General features: G+C 64.2%; 18 protein-coding genes. 9 read left to right on the top strand and 9 right to left on the bottom strand.

The features are described from left to right. Positions 1-111: 111 nt before the first annotated feature. The 3 genes from ACVWYP_RS27760 to ACVWYP_RS27750 form a co-directional block, all read right to left on the bottom strand. Positions 112-1,392 carry an O-acetylhomoserine aminocarboxypropyltransferase gene (locus ACVWYP_RS27760; protein WP_304495585.1) on the bottom strand — a complete coding sequence of 427 codons (1,281 nt, stop codon included), beginning with the start codon at positions 1,390-1,392 and terminating at the stop codon, positions 112-114. 147 nt (positions 1,393-1,539) lie between these two features. After that, positions 1,540-2,124 carry a CoA-binding protein gene (locus ACVWYP_RS27755; RefSeq protein WP_028340179.1) on the bottom strand — a complete coding sequence of 195 codons (585 nt, stop codon included), beginning with the start codon at positions 2,122-2,124 and terminating at the stop codon, positions 1,540-1,542. Between the two features lie 106 nt (positions 2,125-2,230). Further along, entirely contained in the window at positions 2,231-3,058 is an 828-nt protein-coding gene (locus ACVWYP_RS27750) for an enoyl-CoA hydratase (RefSeq protein ID WP_304495584.1), read from the bottom strand. A 71-nt stretch (positions 3,059-3,129) separates the two neighbouring features. Here ACVWYP_RS27750 and ACVWYP_RS27745 point away from each other — a divergent pair, with 71 nt between their 5' ends. Beyond that, on the top strand, positions 3,130-3,558 hold the full coding sequence (locus ACVWYP_RS27745) for a PaaI family thioesterase (RefSeq protein WP_304495583.1): 429 nt from the start codon (positions 3,130-3,132) through the stop codon (positions 3,556-3,558). A gap of 17 nt (positions 3,559-3,575) precedes the next feature. Here the strand turns inward: ACVWYP_RS27745 and ACVWYP_RS27740 are convergent, their stop codons facing one another. Beyond that, a complete protein-coding gene (locus tag ACVWYP_RS27740; protein ID WP_304495582.1) occupies positions 3,576-3,713 on the bottom strand; it encodes a hypothetical protein in 138 nt (45 codons plus the stop codon). Here ACVWYP_RS27740 and rplM point away from each other — a divergent pair. The 4 genes from rplM to ACVWYP_RS27720 all read left to right on the top strand — a co-directional run bounded on the left by rplM (position 3,712) and on the right by ACVWYP_RS27720 (position 6,400). Then, on the top strand, positions 3,712-4,176 hold the full coding sequence (gene rplM / locus ACVWYP_RS27735; RefSeq protein WP_016840522.1) for a 50S ribosomal protein L13: 465 nt from the start codon (positions 3,712-3,714) through the stop codon (positions 4,174-4,176). The genes ACVWYP_RS27740 and rplM overlap by 2 nt on opposite strands. After that, on the top strand, positions 4,176-4,652 hold the full coding sequence (gene rpsI / locus ACVWYP_RS27730; RefSeq protein ID WP_028333930.1) for a 30S ribosomal protein S9: 477 nt from the start codon (positions 4,176-4,178) through the stop codon (positions 4,650-4,652). Before rplM ends, rpsI begins: the two co-directional genes overlap by 1 nt. Positions 4,653-4,901: 249 nt before the next feature. Next, complete coding sequence (locus ACVWYP_RS27725; protein WP_137477797.1) at positions 4,902-6,119, top strand: GGDEF domain-containing protein; 1,218 nt, start codon at positions 4,902-4,904, stop codon at positions 6,117-6,119. Between the two features lie 44 nt (positions 6,120-6,163). Continuing rightward, a complete protein-coding gene (locus ACVWYP_RS27720; protein ID WP_304495581.1) occupies positions 6,164-6,400 on the top strand; it encodes a hypothetical protein in 237 nt (78 codons plus the stop codon). Positions 6,401-6,402: 2 nt separating this feature from the next. Here the strand turns inward: ACVWYP_RS27720 and ACVWYP_RS27715 are convergent, their stop codons facing one another. Next, positions 6,403-7,539, bottom strand: a complete 1,137-nt coding sequence (locus ACVWYP_RS27715; RefSeq protein ID WP_304495580.1) for an AI-2E family transporter — start codon at positions 7,537-7,539, stop codon at positions 6,403-6,405. A 276-nt stretch (positions 7,540-7,815) separates the two neighbouring features. Between ACVWYP_RS27715 and ACVWYP_RS27710 the strand changes: the two genes are divergently transcribed. Continuing rightward, positions 7,816-8,586 (top strand): gamma-glutamyl-gamma-aminobutyrate hydrolase family protein, encoded by a 771-nt coding sequence (locus tag ACVWYP_RS27710; protein ID WP_021079122.1) that lies wholly within the window; start codon positions 7,816-7,818, stop codon positions 8,584-8,586. 579 nt (positions 8,587-9,165) lie between these two features. On the opposite strand, the gene ACVWYP_RS27705 is transcribed toward ACVWYP_RS27710, so the two are convergent. Continuing rightward, complete coding sequence (locus ACVWYP_RS27705; protein ID WP_304495579.1) at positions 9,166-9,954, bottom strand: hypothetical protein; 789 nt, start codon at positions 9,952-9,954, stop codon at positions 9,166-9,168. A 791-nt stretch (positions 9,955-10,745) separates the two neighbouring features. Here ACVWYP_RS27705 and ACVWYP_RS27700 point away from each other — a divergent pair. Then, positions 10,746-13,022, top strand: coding sequence for a hybrid sensor histidine kinase/response regulator (locus ACVWYP_RS27700; RefSeq protein ID WP_304495578.1), 2,277 nt, complete (start codon positions 10,746-10,748; stop codon positions 13,020-13,022). A 253-nt stretch (positions 13,023-13,275) separates the two neighbouring features. Beyond that, the gene (locus tag ACVWYP_RS27695) at positions 13,276-14,232 is read left to right on the top strand and encodes an ABC transporter substrate-binding protein (RefSeq protein ID WP_304495577.1); all 957 of its coding nucleotides are present in this window, start codon (positions 13,276-13,278) and stop codon (positions 14,230-14,232) included. A 99-nt stretch (positions 14,233-14,331) separates the two neighbouring features. Here ACVWYP_RS27695 and ACVWYP_RS27690 read toward each other — a convergent pair whose 3' ends face one another. Together ACVWYP_RS27690 and ACVWYP_RS27685 are read right to left on the bottom strand one after the other, a co-directional pair. Beyond that, on the bottom strand, positions 14,332-15,561 hold the full coding sequence (locus tag ACVWYP_RS27690; protein WP_304495576.1) for an ABC transporter substrate-binding protein: 1,230 nt from the start codon (positions 15,559-15,561) through the stop codon (positions 14,332-14,334). A 185-nt stretch (positions 15,562-15,746) separates the two neighbouring features. Further along, entirely contained in the window at positions 15,747-16,724 is a 978-nt protein-coding gene (locus ACVWYP_RS27685) for a GlxA family transcriptional regulator (RefSeq protein WP_304495575.1), read from the bottom strand. Positions 16,725-16,876: 152 nt separating this feature from the next. On the opposite strand from ACVWYP_RS27685, the gene ACVWYP_RS27680 reads away from it, so the two are divergent. After that, on the top strand, positions 16,877-17,140 hold the full coding sequence (locus ACVWYP_RS27680) for a tautomerase family protein (RefSeq protein WP_028340167.1): 264 nt from the start codon (positions 16,877-16,879) through the stop codon (positions 17,138-17,140). Positions 17,141-17,317: 177 nt separating this feature from the next. On the opposite strand, the gene glnA is transcribed toward ACVWYP_RS27680, so the two are convergent. Continuing rightward, on the bottom strand, positions 17,318-18,727 hold the full coding sequence (gene glnA / locus ACVWYP_RS27675; RefSeq protein ID WP_028333940.1) for a type I glutamate--ammonia ligase: 1,410 nt from the start codon (positions 18,725-18,727) through the stop codon (positions 17,318-17,320). Positions 18,728-18,782 lie beyond the last annotated feature (55 nt).

Genomic DNA, 18,782 nt, shown 5'->3' with positions numbered 1-18,782 from the left:
CGGATTGAACGTTAACGAGAGGCCCGTCCGTATTAAGCGTTAACGGGAGGCCGGTCGCTTTGGGCAAGTTGCCGGAGCGATGCGGCGCACCGCTCCGGAACAATTGCGGGATCAGGCGCGCAGGGCCTGGTCGAGGTCGGCGATCAGGTCTTCCTTGTCCTCGATGCCGATCGAAAGCCGCACCACCTCGGGCGCCGCGCCAGACCTCACCTTGGCGGCGTCGTCGAGCTGGCTGTGGGTGGTGGAGGCCGGATGGATCACCAGCGAGCGGGTGTCGCCGACATTGGCGAGATGCGAGAACAGCTTCAGGTTCGACACCAGATTGACGCCGGCGTCGTAGCCGCCCTTGAGGCTGAAGGTGAACACCGCGCCGGCGCCCTTCGGCGCATATTTGCGCTGCAGCGCGTTGTACCTGTCGCCGGGCAGGCCGGCATAATTCACCGCTGAGACCGCGGGGTGGGTGGAGAGGAATTCCGCCACCGCCTTGGCGTTGTCGCAGTGCTTCTGCATGCGCAGCGGCAGCGTCTCGATGCCGGTCAGGATCATGAAGGCGTTGAACGGCGACAGCGCGGGGCCGAGGTCGCGCAGGCCGAGCACGCGGCAGGCGATCGCGAAGGCGAAGTTGCCGAAGGTCTCCTGGAGCCGGATGCCGTGATATTCCGGGCGCGGCTCGCTCAGCATCGGATATTTGTTGTCCTTCGACCAGTCGAAGGTGCCGGCATCGACGATGATGCCGCCGAGTGAGTTGCCGTGACCGCCGAGGAACTTGGTCAGGGAGTGCACGACGATGTCGGCGCCGTGATCGATCGGCTTGATCAGATAGGGCGAGGCCAGCGTGTTGTCGACGATCAGTGGCACGCCGGCCTTGCGCGCAACGGCCGCGATCGCCTCGATATCGGTGATGCTGCCGGCCGGGTTGGCGATCGACTCGATGAAGATCGCCTTGGTGTGCGGCGTCACCGCGCGCTCGAAGCTTTCGATCTCATCGGGGTCGGCCCAGGCCACATTCCAGCCGAACGCCTTGAAGGCGTGGGTGAACTGGTTGATCGAGCCGCCATAGAGCTTGCGTGCCGCGATGATCTCATCGCCGGGCTTCAATAGCTGCTGCAGCACGACGACCTGCGCTGCGTGACCGGAAGCGACGGCGAGCGCCGCGGTGCCGCCTTCGAGGGCTGCGACACGTTCCTCGAGCACGGCATTGGTCGGGTTGCCGATGCGGGTATAGATGTTGCCGAATGCCTGCAGGCCGAACAGCGAGGCCGCGTGGTCGGCGTCGTTGAAGACGAATGACGTGGTCTGGTAGATCGGCGTCGCCCGCGCGCCGGTGGTGGGATCAGGCTGCGCGCCGGCGTGCACGGCGAGGGTGGAAAATCCCGGAAGGCGATCGGTCATTCTTTGTATCCTGTTGTGGCCTGGTCGAAACGCGCGGCATGCTGATGGCGGCGGCGCCCGCCGTCAAGCGAGTTGGGCACGCCGCCGGTTTTTGGAGGGGCATCCCGCGCTATACCGGATGATCGCAACGATTATTCCGCCGCGATGTCAGGTCGTCTCGGTCTTGTTCTTTGCCGCGCGGTCGGATGCCGCGGTCTGTCCGCCGCCGAAGCTCGTGCGATTGAGCGACAGCCGCATGCCCTGCGTCGGGATCGGCGCACGCTTAGAACTCAGCGTGCGCGAGTTGACGCCCATCCAGGAGATCTCCGACGACAGCCGACCATACTCGATCTTCGGGCAGCGGTTCATCACCACCTTGAGGCCTGCGGCTTCCGCCTTCTCGGCCGCGGCGTCGTCGCGCGCGCCAAGCTGCATCCAGATCACCTTCGGCGGCGTCGACAATTTCAGCGCCTCCTCGACCACGGGCATGATGTGGCTTGAATTGCGGAAGATGTCGATCATGTCGATCGGCCGATCGATGTCCGCAAGCGAGGCGACGAACGGCTTGCCCATCAGCGCCTTGCCGACATGGCCGGGGTTGACCGGGATCATGTCGTAGCCGCGCTGCGCCAGATATTTGAAGGCGAAATAGCTCGGCCGCACATTGACCGGCGACGCGCCGACCATCGCGATCGTCTTGACGTTGTTCAGAATGCTGCGGATGTAATTGTCGTCGTAGGCGTCGTGATTCATTTTTCTTCCGGGTTTGTCATTCCGGGGCTCGCGCAGCGAGAACCCGGAATCTCGAGATTCCGGGTCTGGTGCTAACGCACCATCCCGGAATGACGACCTCAGGTCGTCACTTGTCCTGCCACTTCGGATCGCGCTTCTCGATGAAGGCGCCGATGCCTTCCTCGGCGTCACGCGCCATCATGTTTTCGGTCATCACCTCGGCGGCGAAGCGATAGGCGTCGGCGAGGGTCATCTCGGCCTGGCGATAGAACGCTTCCTTGCCGAGCTTGACGGTGTAGGCCGATTTCAGCGCGACCTTCTCGGCCAGCGCGATCGCGGCGTCGCGTTCGGTGCCCGCGGATACCACGCGGTTGACGAGGCCGATGCTCTGCGCCGTTGCCGCCGAGACCGGCTCTCCGGTCAGCAGCATCTCCATCGCCTGCTTGCGCGGCACGTTGCGCGACAGCGCCACCATCGGTGTCGAGCAGAACAGCCCGATGTCGACGCCCGGCGTCGCGAACGCCGCCGCGTCGGAGGCGACCGCGAGGTCGCAACTTGCGACGAGCTGGCAGCCGGCCGCGGTGGCGATGCCCTGGACGGATGCGACCACCGGCTTCGGCAGGCGCACGATGGCCTGCATCATCGCGCTGCAGGCGTTCATGATTTGCGCGAAATAGGCGCGGCCGCGGTCGGCATCGCTGCGGCGCGCGGTAAGCTCCTTGAGGTCGTGGCCGGCGCAGAACGCCGGGCCGTTGGCGGCGAGCACGACGGCGCGGATGCGCTTGTCGCCGCCGACATCGTTCAGCGCGGCGTGCAACTCGGCGATCAGGCCCTCGGAGAGGCTGTTGCGCGCTCCGGGCCGATTGAGCGTCAGTAGCGCGATACTGCCGATGGTCTCACGCAGCAGGATCGGCTGGCGTTGCGGCGCTTCGGCGCGGGCGGCTTGGGCGGACATGCTGAAAATTCCACTTTGGTCTCTGTGACAACTTAATGTAACAGGCAGGCTGAAGCGAGGGCAGGGACGGCATGGCGACAGCGAAAATGAGCGTGGCTGACGTGGAGGAGTTCCTGCGGAGGGAATTCCCGCAGGCTTTCGTCCACGACGATGTCCGGATCGAAAGCGCTGACGGCGAGACGGCCCTGCTGCGCCAGCGCTTCAGCGAGCGCATGCTGCGGCCGGGCGGTACGGTGTCCGGGCCGACCCTGATGGGCCTGGCGGATTTTGCGATGTACGTGGTGCTGCTGTCGGCGATCGGGCCGGTCGGCCTTGCCGTGACTACCAACCTCAACGTCAATTTCCTGCGCAAGGGCCAGCCGGGGCAGGACGTACTTGCGGTGGCGAGGCTGCTCAAGCTCGGCAAGCGGCTCGCGGTCGGCGAGGTCAACCTGCTGTCCGGCTCGTCTCCCGATCCCATTGCCCATGTCACGGCGACCTATTCCATTCCAAATCAATAGACTTTTCTGCGGTATTATTACACCATATTTGCAAGCCGTTGTTTTTGCTGATGTAATTTGAGCGCGCCGGCGTTGACGCGCGATCGCGGCTTCTCTAGAAAGCTGCCCAGTTCGGCGCATACGGCGCCGATTTCCTTTTCACGGATTTCACACATGAGCACGTTCTCGGCCAAGCCCGCCGAAGTGACGAAGAAGTGGGTCGTGATCGACGCCAAGGGTCTGGTCGTCGGTCGTCTCGCCACGCTCGTCGCGATGCGCCTGCGCGGCAAACACCTGCCCACCTACACGCCGCATGTCGATTGCGGCGACAACGTCATCATCGTCAACGCCGCGCATGTGGTGCTGACCGGTCGCAAGCGCGACCAGAAGACCTACTACAAGCACACCGGCTTCATCGGTGGCATCAAGGAGCGCACCGCGAAGCAGATCCTCGAGGGGCGCTTCCCCGAGCGCGTCGTCGAGAAGGCGATCGAGCGCATGATCCCGCGCGGTCCGCTCGGCCGCATGCAGATGGGCAATCTGCGCGTCTATCCGGGTGCCGATCATCCGCATGAAGCGCAGAGCCCCGAGAAGGTCGATATCGCTTCCCTGAATCGCAAGAACACGAGGGCCGCATAATGTCCGATACGTTGCAGTCCCTCGACCAGCTCTCGCAGGTCAAGCCGGCCGCGCCCGACGCGCCGAAATACGTCAAGAAGGTCGACAAATACAATCGCGCCTACGCCACCGGCAAGCGCAAGGACGCGGTCGCCCGCGTCTGGGTCAAGCCGGGCTCCGGCAAGATCTCGGTCAACACCCGCGAGTTCGAAGTCTACTTCGCCCGCCCGGTGCTGCGCATGATGATCCAGCAGCCGCTGGTCGCTGCGGCCCGTAACGGCCAGTACGACGTGATCTGCACCGTCGCCGGCGGCGGTCTCTCCGGCCAGGCCGGTGCTGTTCGGCACGGCATCTCGAAGGCGCTGACCAACTTCGAGCCCGAGCTGCGCGGCGTCCTCAAGAAGGGCGGCTTCCTGACCCGCGACAGCCGCTCGGTCGAGCGCAAGAAGTACGGCAAGGCGAAGGCCCGCAAGTCCTTCCAGTTCTCGAAGCGCTAATTCGAGTTCTAAAATTCGCGGCAATTGCCGCAAGCATCGAGTTGCAGAGGGCGCCGCGAGGCGCCCTTTTTGCTGCGTCCGACCGGCCATGCTTCGGCGCGAATTAGCGCAGTTTTTCATGAAAACTTGCGTGTGCGTGCAAACGAAATTGGAACTCGCACCTTCTAGCTTGCGGGCTCGCAATGGCGCTGCATCACCGTATTTATTTGCGCCTGCGAACGTTGCATCACACCGGGCTGGGGTGAGTTTATGTCGTTCGATCCATCGACACTTTATCTGTTCGCCACCATGGTCGCGGGCATGCTCGGCGCCATGCTCTGGTTGTTCGGCAGGCAGGAGAACATTTCCGCGCTGAAATGGTGGGGCACCGCCTATCTGCTCGGCGCGGCCTCGGTCGCGGTCTGGACGGTCGGCAGTTCGACGCTCGATCCGATGGTTCTGCTGGGCCTCAATGCGATCGGCTTCGCCGCCTGCGGCCTGGTCTGGAATGCCGCGCGCATTTTCCACGGCCGCAAGGCCAATTTGCTGGGCCTCGTGCTCGGCCCGATCGCATGGATCGGGGCGGTGACGACGGTTGAGGATCCCGCGATGCGCCTGACGATCGGCGCCGGGATCGTCGCGATCTACGCCGCGCTGACCGCCTCCGAACTGTGGAGCGAGCGCCGCCGCGCGATGCAGCGGCGCTGGCTTGCGATCGTCATCCCGGTCGCGCACGGCTGCGTCCTGATGCTGCCGATCCTGGTCGGCGACCTGCTGCGATTGAACGGCCAGAATTTCGTCTCCAGCTTTTGGGTCACGCTGTTTTCGATCGAACTCGTGCTGTACGCGATCGGCACGGTGTTCGTGATCTTCATGATGGTGTCGGACCGTGCGGTGGCCGTGCATAAGACGGCTGCGTCGATCGATCCCTTGAGCGGCATGCTCAACCGCCGCGGCTTCACCGAGGCCTGCGCGCGGGTGATCGAGCGCGAGTCCGTTGCCGGCCGGCCGGTCACCGTGATGATCTTCGACATCGATCACTTCAAGTCGATCAACGACCGGTTCGGCCATCCCGCGGGCGACGAGATCCTGAAACTGTTCTCCGCGGTGGTGGTCAACAGTCTCAGGATCAGCGATCTGTCGGGCCGGATCGGCGGCGAGGAATTCGCGGCGCTGCTGCCGTGCTCGCTGGAGGAAGGTGTGCTGGTCGCCGAGCGCGTGCGCGAAGCCTTCGAGAACAGCAACATCACCTGCGAGGAAGGCGCGGTCGACACCACGGTCAGCATCGGCGTCGCCGGCGGTCCCGCCGGCACCGAGCTCGAGGTGCTGTTGGCCTCGGCCGACACTGCGCTCTACCAGGCCAAGCGCGGCGGCCGCAACCGCGTCGAGGCGGCGGAGGAACTGCCGCTCTCGCTGGAGAACTGGCGGCGCAAGACCGCGGGCCTGCCGGCTTCGGCGCGGCAAAAGCCGGCGAGCGTCCGGGTGTGAGCGTGGTAACGAGTGGTTAACCATTCAATCCCATGCTTTCGGGCATGGAGTCGATCCGCACCCGTAATCCGCAGTCAGCCCTGATGTCGCTCGAAGCCGATGCGGTTTCGGCGCGCAGCGGTTTCGCCTGCCTGTTCTCGGACTCCCATGAATACGAGACCGCGCTGATCGCCGAACGGCGCGCGCAGGGGCGATACCAGCCGCCGAAGAGTCGCTGGCCGGTGGTGATGCTGGCCGGCGTGATGCTGATGGTCGCGGGAACGGTGCTGCTGCTCTCCTGACGTCACGCGGCCCGCGCCGGATCCTCCGTCTTGAAGTGGTCGATCATCACCTTGGCGATTGCCATCAGCGGCAGCGCCAGCGCCAGCCCCCAGATGCCGAACACGACGCCGAGCAGGATCTGGAACGCGAACAGCGTGGCCGGCGGGATGTCGAGCGCCTGGCGCTGGATGATCGGCGTCAGCACGTAGCTTTCCAGCGCGTGGACGCCGAGGAACAGGATGAAGGCCGAGAGCGCCGCGATCCATCCGGTCGCAAGGCTCGCCAGCACCACGATCAGCCCGCCGAGGATCGCGCCGACCGTCGGGATGAAGGCGAGCAGGCCGGCCTGGATGCCGAGGATGAACGAGCTCGGAATGCCGATGATGGCAAGCCCGATCCAGGTGACGAGGAACACCGCCGTCATCGTGATGATCTGCGCGATCAGCCAGCGCTCCAGCGTCTCGCCGATGCGGTCGACGATGACCGTCGACTGCGCGCGGTACTTCGCCGGCGCGATGAACAACAGCCCGGCGCGGTAGATGCTTGGCTGGGCCGCAAAGGCGAGCCCGAGGAACAGCACGATGAAGAAGTTGCCGACGACGCTGACGGTGCCGAGCAGCACCTTTAGCGTCTGGCTGATGATGGCGCCGCCGCTTGAGGCCAGCGCGCCGGCGCCGGGGATGCCATGGGACTGGGACGGCGCGGGTGTCGTCGTCGTTGTCGTGACGGCGCTGCCTTCGCCCTTCGCCTCGCCGGCGGCATTTGTGAAATCGAGATAGCTGGTGTCGACCCCGTGCTGCTCGAGGAAGTCCTTGACGCTGCCGAGCTGTGATTTGATCGTGTTGCTCAACACCGTGGCCTGCTGCGCGATCGTGGTGCCGCCGAGGAACACGATGCCGGACAGCAGCCCGGCCATCGCCAGGCATACGATCGCGAGCCGCAACGCGTGGGGCAGTTTGGTCAGCCGGCCGAGCAGGGTGGCCATGGCATTGAGGGCGACCCCGAGCAGCATGCCCGCGAACAGCAGGAACAGGGTCGCGGCGAAATGCCAGGCGAAGGTCAGCAGGGCTGCGAACAGCACCACGCCGATGCCGCCGACGGCGATCGCCCACGCCAAGTCGTTGCGGGCCTGCAGGCGATTGTCAGCCGAGTCTGTCACGGGTGATTCCCCCTTCGCGACGGTCCGAAGCAGTCTTTGGCGAAAATCCCGCCGGGATCAAGCTGGCGGGAGCGTGCCGGTTTGCCGCTGACGCGCCGCGGCGCCGGGCGCGATTGGTGGGCATCTGGCCGACTCTGGGTCCCGAGGGGCGCGAATCTGTGCAGGACTGCAAGGCCCCCTGTGCAGATATAGACAGTTGATCCGGCGGGAACTCGAAGGCATGATCGTCTCCGCAACGTCGCAAACTTAGAAGAATCATTGCGCGAGACTTCAATAATGAGACGGCCCGTGGTCGGCGTGATCGGAAACGCCCATCGCATCGAAAATCGTTTCACAGTCCAGATGGTCGGGGAGCGCAACCTTCGCGCGGTTGCCGAGGTGTCGGGCGCGGTGCCGCTGATGTTTGCGGGCAGCCCCGAAATCACCGAGGTCGGCGCCTTGCTCGACGTGGTTGACGGCGTGGTGCTGACGGGAGCCCGCGCCAATGTTCATCCGACGCGCTTCAACACCGAACCGTGTGCCGCGCACGAGCCTTACGACATCCATCGCGACGACGTCGCGCTGGCGCTGTCGGAAGCCTGCGTCGCGCGCGGCGTGCCGATCTTCGGCATCTGCCGCGGCCTGCAGGAGATGAACGTCGCCTTCGGCGGCTCGCTGCATCCGGAGATCCGCGAGATTCCGGGCCGCATGAACCACCGGATGCCGCGGCTCGAGAATGGCGAAATCCATCCTGACCCGACCGTTGTGTTCGCCGACCGTCATGACGTCGCACTGACGCCGGGCGGCGCGTTCGCAAAAATCCTCGGCCGGGAGACCATTCGGGTCAATTCGCTGCACGGCCAGGGCATCCTCGAGCCCGGCAAGCGCGTCGTGATCGAGGGCATCGCCGAGGACGGCACCATCGAGGCGATCCGCATCGCCGATGCGCCGGGTTTTGCGCTCGGTGTGCAGTGGCACGCCGAATACGATCCGCAGCGCAATCCGATCAACCGCGCCCTGTTCGAGGCCTTCGGCGACGCGCTGCGCGAGCGGCGGCGGGCGGCGTAGGACGGTTTCACCGCCATCGTCCCTGCGCCTTTAGTCACGACATCGTCTCCGGAAAATGCCCTGTCGTTCCTGCGAAAGCAGGGACCCATACTCCGCGGCGGTTGTTGTTGAAGCGACTCGTCGTTCCAACATCGCGCAACAATCAGCGTCGGTGGTTATGGGTCCCTGCTTTCGCAGGGACGACAGCGAATGTGTGGCGTCGTCTGTGAAGACGGTGACAAACAAGCCCAGTCTCGCCGGTTCGGGAGGCCATGAAAGACGCGGGGCTTTCCTGAGCCAATCCGCGCGGGCCGAGCGGCAGGCGAGTAGATCGTTGCCAACGCAAAGTGTGTTGTCCCCGCAACGTCACAAGAGTTCCGTTGAGCATCGCACTGTTGGGACTTCACTGTGTGGCGAATTCCCCGTTTAATAATGGCGGACCTGAGGCAAAGATTTTACCACCAAGACGTTCATTTGAGATCAGGTTCAGGAGGCCGCTGACCAGCGCCAGCGGCCTCTTCGTGTTGCTTCATTGATCGCAAATGCAGGTAGGGGCCGTCGCCGCGTCGATGGCGCGCAGGAAGCAAGCACGTCACGGCATTAGCGCACTGACCATGGCCATGCCGACGGTTGCGGTTTGGCGGTGGCGTGCGGCCGCGCCGGGGGTGGCGCCGGTTTGCGCGTCTGGGCAACATTGGCCGACGGCCGCGGGCGCGGCAGTGGTATTTCCGGGGTTACCGTTGGTTGTTCGGGGCTCACCTTCGGCTCTGCGGCGTTGGCGATGACACCAGCCAGCTGTTCCTGGCTTGCGTTGAGCCGCTCGGTGACCGTCTCGCTTTCGCGCGCCATCTGATCCTGGGTCGCCTTGATCTGGTCGATGATATCTTTGCTGCGCGCCATTTCTGCTTGGCTCGCCTCGAGTTGGCTCGCGACGTTTTTATGGTCGCGGACCAATTGTTCCTGCCTCACCTCAAGCTGTTCGACCGCTTGCCTTAAGGCAGCGAGATCGCGCGCCATCGGTTGAAGCTGCTGCGCCAAGTCGGAAGAAAGTGCCGCAGCAGTCGGCGCAACGTCTTTCGGCGCGGCGTCTTTCGGCGGGGTTTGCGCAGGAGGCGATGGGGGGCCGGAGGAGGCCACCATCGCCGTATCAACGGGTGACGACCACCACCAAGCAGCGCCACCAATGCATGCTGCCAACACAGTACCGACAACAGCCAGGTGGCGCCAATCCACCAATCGATGAACCGTCGCTAGCGGCGCGCGAAACGCCTTCATGGTGGTCGGCGGGTTGGAAGGAGTGACTCCCGCTTCGCGCGCGAGGTTCGAAAGCTGCTCTTCCAAGCTCGCGAGCCGCCCTTCCGCGCCCCTGTCATCCAGGATGGAATGCATTTTGTGCTCCGTATCAAATGCAAGGTCACCCGCCTTGAGAGCAGATCCGCTCCTCGGCGCGCTAACATTCAACGGGACCCGGATGGGTATTTGCAGCTTAAGCTTCCCAGGGATGAGGATGCGGCCTGTACGTCACATCGTCTTTCTTTTATCAGCTCACCCTTCCTGAACTGTCCCGACGATTTTGACCGAGATATCGTTCGTCCGCAATCGGGAACACCGCTTGCCATGGAGCGCTGGAGCTCGTGGATCGGGGTGCCGTTCGGCCGCCTCACGCTATCGAGCGCGAACATCGGAAGCCTCTCGGAGCCGAGGCACATTACGTCGAGGTATCGTTAGTCGGCGTTGAGAGCGTCACCAAGCGACGGAGAGGGGCGGGCCGGACCCGGAAACGCGGGGATGCGGAGCGTTCCATGTTCGGCAAGGGACCATGTCGGCATCCTGCAAGGCGCCTTCGGCCGCCGGTGCCTGACCGTGGCGCCAGACATGTACCCCGGGGCCCTCACGCGCATTCTCGGTATGTTGAGTTGCGCTGCTGGCGAGAAAGTCCCGCTGGTCGACGGGTCGCAGCTGTTCTTCCGGTATCGAGCGCGCGCCGGAATCGGTCTTTCTCCGTACTAATACGGATACAAAAGTGGCGGATTGCCGCGCCGGACTCGGCTAAGCAACAGGGATATTTGCTCCGGCGCCGACGACCCCTTTTCCGAATACTGTTTTTCCTTTTCCATTTTCGGTGCAGCCGACACGAGGGGTTGGTCGGGATGAATTTGTCGGGCCGTCTGGCGATGGGGATGATGTTTCCCGTCGCCGCGCTCCTGCTCGCGCTGGGCTTCGTCCATGGCGTGACCTGGCCGGGCATTCTGCTCGCGGGTGGCGCGGTTGCGGTGGTATTGATGACGGCTGAGGTGATTGCGAGATCGCTGTCCAGGACGCCCGCCCAGCTGGTGCGGGCGGCGGAGGCGCTGTCGCGCGGCCAGCAGGTCTCGCTCGGCTCAAGCGATGACGGCGAGACCGCTCAGCTCGCGGCGACGCTGGCCGAATTGTCGGCCCAATTGGGCAGCAGGCAGCACCTGCTGGAGGAGAAGACCGTCGAGAGCATCCGCGATCCGGTGGTGGTCGCCGACGAGCACGGGATGATCGTGATCGTCAACGCCGCGGCGCGGCGGCTGTACAGTGTCGAACCTGGTTTTGATACCCTGACCGGCGTTCGCACCTTCCAGAACTATTATGCCGACGGCACCACCGTGATGCCGATCCCGGACACGCCGATGGCGCGTGCGCTGCGCGGCGATGATGTCGACGATTTCGAGCTGATCGTCAAACCGCAACCGCCGCAACCGGCGGTCTGTCTTGTCGTCAACGCGCGGCCGCTGCGCGACGATACCGGCAATCTGCGGGGCGCAGTCGCCGTGCTGCACGACGTCACCGCGCAGCGGCGGGCCCACCAGGCGCTGGTCGAGAGCGAGCAGATGGCGCAGGCCATCGTCAGGACCGCGCTCGACGCCTTCGTCCAGACCGACCAGGACGGCTTCATTCTCGACTGGAGCCCGCAGGCCGAGGCACTGACCGGCTGGACGCGGTCCGAGGCGGTCGGCTATCGGGTGGTCGAACTGGTGTTTCCGGAGGAGTTGCGCCTCGCGCACCGGCAGCGGATCACCCGCTTCCTGCAGGAGACCGCGGCCGGCGGCATGGGCATGCGCTATGAAACGGCGTGCCTGCACCGCGACGGTCACCGGTTCTATGTCGAGGTGTCGCTCAACGCGCTGCGCCGCGGCGATGGCTGGATCATCAATTCCTTCGTCAGGGACGTCAGCCAGCGCCGGATCGCCGAGGAGCAGTTGATCCAGGCACAGAAGTCTGAATCGCTGGGGCGGTTGACCGGCGGCATTGCGCACGACTTCAACAACATGCTGACCGTGATCACCGGCACGATCGAGATCCTCGCCGACGGCGTCAAGGACAACCCGCAACTTGCCGCGATCGCCAAGCTGATCAGCGATGCCGCCGATCGCGGCGCGCAGCTCACCTCGAGCCTCCTGGCATTCGCGCGCAAGCAACCGCTGCAGCCCGCCGAGACCGACGTCAACGACCTGGTCGGCGAGGTGGTCCGGCTGCTGTCGCAGACGCTGGGCTCGCAGACCGAGATCAGGACCGAGCTCGGCCGCAACGCCTGGCTCGCCCTCGTCGACCGCAGCCAGCTTGGTGCCGCGCTGGTCAATCTCGCCATCAATGCGCGCGATGCCATGCCTGACGGCGGCACGCTGACTTTTGCGACCCGCAACATCCAGCTCGGGATTCCCGACGCCGTGGCGTGCGGCGTCGAGCGCGCCGGCGATCATCTCGTGATCGAGGTGACCGATACCGGCACCGGCATTTCGCCGACGCATCTGGAGAAGATTTTCGATCCCTTCTTTTCCACCAAGGAGGTCGGGCAGGGCGCCGGGCTCGGGCTCAGCATGGTGTTCGGCTTCGTCAAGCAAAGCGGCGGCGGCATCGAGGTCAAGAGCGAGCAGGGGCGCGGCACCATCTTCAGGATCTATCTGCCGAAGGCCGACGGCACCGCACAGCGCGCGGCGGAGGAGGACGATCTGCCCGTCAGGGGCGGCGACGAGACGATCCTGTGCGTCGAGGATGACCCGACGATCCGGGACTATGTCACGGGCCAGCTCGAAAGCCTCGGCTACAACGTGCTGGTCGCGGCGAACGCGGACGCCGCGCTCGAAATCGTCAAACGCGGCACCGCGTTCGACCTTCTGTTCACCGATATCGTGATGCCCGGCAGCATGAACGGCCGGCAATTGGCGGAGACACTGATGGCAGGGCGCCCGGCACTGCGGGTGCTGTTCACCTCGGGCTACAGCGACGGCGTGCTGCCCGCACAGCAGGGGCGTGGCGGCCATGGCATTCCGCTGCTGACCAAGCCCTATCGGCGCGGCGAACTGGCGCGGATGCTGCGGCGCTGCCTTGATCTTCAGGTCGACTTTCAGGGCGATCCGGTTCCACAGCCTTATTCCGTGCAGCCCGATCTCGAACGCTTCCTGCGCGAGAATCCGCCAGGGAAGACGTAGACCGCGGCGTGGCCTGGATGCCACCGGGTCCGCAACGCACGGCCCGATGATAAACTGCACGAAATCCGTCATCCCTGATGCGGCCGCTATTTGATGGGTTTCGCTTCGCGCTACCCATCCTACGCGCTAAGCTCCCGCGACAAAGGCGCGGCCGGTCAACGGCCCGATCTCAGGGAGTCTGGAATGCAGGACCGCAAATGGTCGAGGCGCGACTGGCTCAAGGTGACGGCGGCCACCGCCGCCGGCGGAAGCGGTGACGCCGGAGCTGATCGCAGCCGCCAAGAAGGAAGGCAAGATCTCGTTCTACAGCGCGCTGGAACTGAACACGGCCGAGCGTCTCGCGCGTGACTTCGAGCAGAAATATCCCGGGATCAGCGTCCGTGTCGAGCGCTCGGGCGCGGAGCGCATCTTCCAGCGCATCGCGCAGGAGCAGGGCAGCGGCATCAACGCCGTCGACGTCGCCAATTCCACCGATCCCGCGCATTACCTCGACTGGAAGAAGAACGACTGGCTCGCGGCCTATGTCCCGGAAGACGTCGCCAGGCATTTTCCGGCCGACCAGATCGATCCCGACGGCACCTCGGCGACATCCTGCGCCTGGTTCGAGGTGATCGGCTACAACACCGAGCAGGTGAAGCGCGAGGAGGCGCCGAAGAGCTACGCCGACTTGCTCGATCCCAAGTGGCGCGGCAAGATCGTCAAGGGCCACCCGAGCTACTCCGGTGCGATCATGACCGCGACCTTCGTGCTGGCGCGCGATCTCGGCTGGCCGTATCTGGAGAAACTTTCGCAGCAACGCGTGATGCAGGTGCAGTCGGCGGCCGATCCACCGAAAAAGATCCTGCTCGGCGAGCGCGCGGTGATGGCCGACGGCAACGACTATAACCTCGTGCTGGCCAAGGATCAGGGCAAGCCGGTCGAGGTGGTCTATCCAACCGAAGGCGCGCCACTGATCATCGTCCCCAGCGGCATCTTCAAGAACGCGCCGAACCCGAATGCCGCGCGGCTGTTCCAGAGCTATTTTTTCAGCGCCGAGACCCAGCAGATGCTGGCCGACGAATTCGCGCACCGTTCGTTCCACGCCAAGGTGAAGGAGAAGGCCGGGCACGTGCCGCTCGACAAACTGAAAATGCTCAAGGCCGATCCTGCCCAGGTGCAGGTGCAGTCCGAGGAGATCAAGGCGAAGTACGCGAAGCTGTTCCGGGTGTAGTTCGGCCCGCGTAGGATGGGTAGAGCGAAGCGAAACCCATCGCCCGTGCAAGGGCGAAATGATGGGTTTCGCTTCGCTCTACCCATCCTACAGATCGCGCTAACCTCCCACTTCCGCGCTGAGCATCGGCCCGAACAGCTCCCATCTCTCGCCCTTGAGTCGTCTGAGCTGCATTTGCTTGATCGGCGCGAAATCGATCGGGCTGGTGTTCATCGTGATGCCGGGAAGCAGGTTGGTGGTCCGGAAGGCCTTCAGGTTGGCGGCCTGTTTCATCACGTTGGCGCGCGTGAGATCGTCGCCACACTGCTTCAACACCTGAACCAGCGTCTGGGCGGCATTGTACCCTGTCACAATCAGGCCGTCGGCCCGATTGCCCTCGGGGAAATATTTGGAGAGATAGTCGTCGAACGCCTTCATGCCGGGGTCGTCCTTCCATTGCGGATCGAGCGGATCCATCAGGTAGGCCACCGAAATGATGCCCTGCGCGTTCTCGAAGCCGGCAGGCTGGATCACGGCGCCGAGCGAGGAGCCGACCGAGTTGAGGATGTGCAGCGGTTTCCAGCCGATCTCAGCCGTCTTCTTGATGGCCTGCGCCGCGAATTTCGGTGTGGCTATGTCGACGAATACATCGGCATTCATCGATTTCATCTTGACGATGTGCGTGTCGATGGTCGGCTCGGCCACCTCATAGGCATCCTCGATGACGATCATCGACGCCGCCTTGTCGCCGAGGCCGTCCTTCAGGCCCTTGAGATAGTCCTTTCCATAATCGTCGTTCTGGTAGAGGACCGCGATCCTGCCGTTCGGCTTTTCCTTCAATATGTGCTTGGCGTAGATCCGTCCCTCGCTCTGATAGCTGGGCTGCCAGCCCATGGTCCACGGGAAGTTCTGCGGATCGTTCCACTTGGTGGCACCGGTCTGAATGAACAGCTGCGGTACTTTCTTCACGTTCATGTACTTCTGAATCGCGCCGTTGGATGCCGTGCCGAGAGAGGCGAAGATCAGCAGGACCTCGTCGCCCTCGACCAGCTTGCGCGCCTGCTCGACCGTCTTCGGCGGACTGTAGCTGTCGTCGTAGGAGATGAAGTTGATCTTGCGGCCGTTGATGCCACCCTCGGCGTTGATTTTGCGGAAATAGGCCGCCTGGGCCCGGCCGCTGGTGCCATAGGCGGATGCCGGCCCGCTATAGGGCATGATGTTGCCGATCTTGATTTCAGTATCGGTTGCGCCGGTGTCGTATTTCTTCTGGGCAAATGCGCTGCCAGCACAGACAGCGAGAATGGTGATGGCGGTCGAAAGCGCCGCCATTCGTCGAGCGACGAAAGACATCTCGTTTCTCCCCATGCAGAAAATGAATGCGCGTTTTATCGGAGGCCGCTTTTCTGGTCCTTGCCGGGCAGTGAACACCCGGGCCCAGGCGTTGTCGATCCCGGAAACACAACCTTGTATGCGGTTTGCATCACGTCATCAGGTTCGTCAGCGTTGCTGACCGTAGTCTTCCGGGCTTCCTGCGGTCAGGCCGCGCGCATCGATCGCTGCGCGCGGTAGGCCTGCGGCGATGTCAGCGTGAGCTTGCGGAAGGCTTTTCGAAAGCTGCTCTCGTCCTCATAGCCGGTGGCGCGGGCGATCGCCTTGATCGGCTGCGCCGTGGTCTCCAGCAGCGTGCGGGCGTGCTCGACGCGGCGGCGCATGATGAAGGCCTGCGGCGGCTCGTGGGTCAGTTCGCGGAAGCGGCGGTTCAGCGTACGTTCGCTGAGGCCGAGCGCGTCTGCGAGGCCGCGCACCGTGATCGGGGCCTTGCCGGTGCGGCGCACCAGCATGTCTGCCTTGATCAGCAGCGGATCCTGGCCGAGCATGTAGCCGAGCGGCATGAAGATCGCCTGGGTGCGCTGCGCGGTGTCGATCACCGCATAGTCGGCGCAAATTTTTGCGACCTCCGCGCCTTCGACAAGCTCGATCAGCCGCAGCAACAGATCGACCCACGACATCGGGCCGGCGGCGCAGACCAGGCGATCGGCCTGCGTGATCACGGCATCGCCGGCGAGATCGACCTTGGGATGGCGGCGGCGGAGCTCGCTCTGCAACCACCAGGTGATGGTGGCGCGGCGGCCGTCGAGCAGGCCGGCATTGGCGAGCAGCAGCACGCCGCTGCAAAACGCGCCGATCAACCGGCCGCTGGCATGCTGCCGGCGCAGCCAGGCGCCGGCACGGTCATATTGCGGCTGCAGGCGCTCGGCGGTGAGATGATCGACCAGGCTGCCCGGCACGATGATCGCGTCGCACGCCGTCCGCCCGCCCACCGCACCATCGACGGCGAGCAACTTGCCGCCGCCGGCGCGCACCGCCTTGCCGTCGAGCGAGAGCGTCTGCCAGCTGAAGCGCGCCTTGCCGCCGCGCAACTGCATCACGTGGTTGGCGAGGGTGAGGATGTCGGCGATGCCGGCGACCGCCGATTGCATGCAGCCTTCCAGCGCGAGGATCGCAAGCTTCATGGGACCTCCGGAATTTGCCGTCACGCTAGCCGATCAGCGCAATCGGGCGGTGGCAGATATTGCCCGATCTCTGTCCGATCGGCCACTGCCTGATTGTGCCGTGCCGGTCCATCTTCGCTGCGTTGTCACACCCTCAGCAATGGAGAGAGACCATGCCTTACGTCACCATTTCCACCGTCCGCGGCATCTTCGATGTCGCGCAGAAGCAGGCGCTGCTGGAGCGCGTCACCGACCTCATGGTCGAGATCGAGGGGCAGGGTAATCCGGACTTCCGCCGCAACGTCTGGGTCAAGATCGAGGAGGGCGATCCGGCGAGCTGGTCGCTCGGCGGGATGATCCCGACGCCCGACATGATCGCGGGCAAATTCGGCGCGCTCGACGCCGGCGGACGGCGGCTCGCCAAGGCGAAGGTGTAGCCGCCCTTCGTAGGATGGGTAGAGCGAAGCGAAACCCATCGCGCCGGTGCAAGCTTCGAGATGATGGGTTTCGCTTCGCTCTACCCATCCTACGGATCGCGCGCGACGGCGACACCCCGCAAAACGAAAGGCGCTTCCGGTGGAAGCGCCTTTCGCATTTCGTCGGTGCCGTAAAACTTAGAGCGAGTAGTACATCTCGAACTCGACCGGGTGCGGGGTCATTTCGAAACGGGCGACCTCGGTCATCTTCAGCTCGATATAGGCGTCGATGAAGTCGTCGTCGAACACGCCGCCGTTCTTGAGGAACGCGCGGTCCTTGTCGAGGCTCTCGAGCGCCTCGCGAAGCGAGCCGCAGACGGTCGGGATCTGCTTCAGCTCTTCCTTCGGCAGATCGTAGAGGTCCTTGTCCATCGCCGGACCCGGATCGATCTTGTTCTTGATCCCGTCAAGACCGGCCATCAGCATCGCGGCGAAGCCGAGATAGGGGTTGGCCATCGGGTCGGGGAAACGCACCTCGACGCGCTTGGCCTTCGGGTTCGCGGTGTAGGGGATGCGGCAGGCCGCCGAGCGGTTGCGCGCGGAATAGGCGAGCAGCACGGGGGCTTCATAGCCCGGGACCAGACGTTTGTAGGAGTTCGTCGACGGGTTGGTGAAGGCGTTGATCGCCTTGGCGTGCTTGATGACGCCGCCGATGTAGTGCAGGCAGGTCTCCGACAGGTCGGCGTATTTGTTGCCGGCGAAGGTCGGCTTGCCGTCCTTCCAGATCGACTGGTGGACGTGCATGCCCGAGCCGTTGTCGCCATAGACCGGCTTCGGCATGAAGGTGGCGGTCTTGCCGTAGATGTGGGCGACCTGGTGGATGCAGTACTTGTAGATCTGCATATGGTCGGCCATCAGCGTCAGGGTGTCGAACTTCATGCCGAGCTCGTGCTGGGCCGAGGCCACCTCGTGGTGGTGCTTCTCGACCTTGACGCCCATCTTGGCCATCGCGCCGAGCATCTCGGAGCGCATGTCCTGCACCGAGTCCTGCGGCGGCACCGGGAAGTAGCCGGCCTTGGTGCGGATGCGGTGGCCGAGGTTGCCGCCCTCATATTCGGTCGCCGAGTTGATCGGCAGCTCGGAGGAGTCGAGGCGGAAGCCGGTGTTGTAGGGCTCGGCCGAATAGCGCACGTCGTCGAACACGAAGAACTCGGCCTCGGGGCCGACGAACACCGTGTCGCCCACGCCCATCGACTTCACCATCGCCTCGGCCTTCTTGGCGATGCCGCGGGGGTCGCGGTTGTAGGGCTCGCCGGTGGTCGGCTCGAGCACGTCGCAGGTGATGACCATGGTGGTCTCGGCGAAGAACGGGTCGATCGTCGCGGTGACCGGGTCGGGCATCAGGCACATGTCGGATTCATTGATCGCCTTCCAGCCGGCGATCGACGAGCCGTCGAACATCGTTCCCTCGGCGAAGATGTCATCGTCGATCATGCTGACGTCGAAGGTGACGTGCTGCCACTTGCCGCGCGGATCGGTGAAGCGCAGGTCGACGTATTTGACGTCGTTGTCCTTGATCGATTTCAGGACGTCTTTGGCGGTCTTCATGAATACCCCTTATGGATGTTCGGGTCGGTTTCCAGCGGAGAGCGACGTTATTCCC

The organism is Bradyrhizobium sp. USDA 3262, from assembly GCF_054060035.1.
The sequence above is the reverse complement of the archived record's forward strand: the minus strand, read 5'-3'. Positions and strand labels throughout refer to the sequence as shown.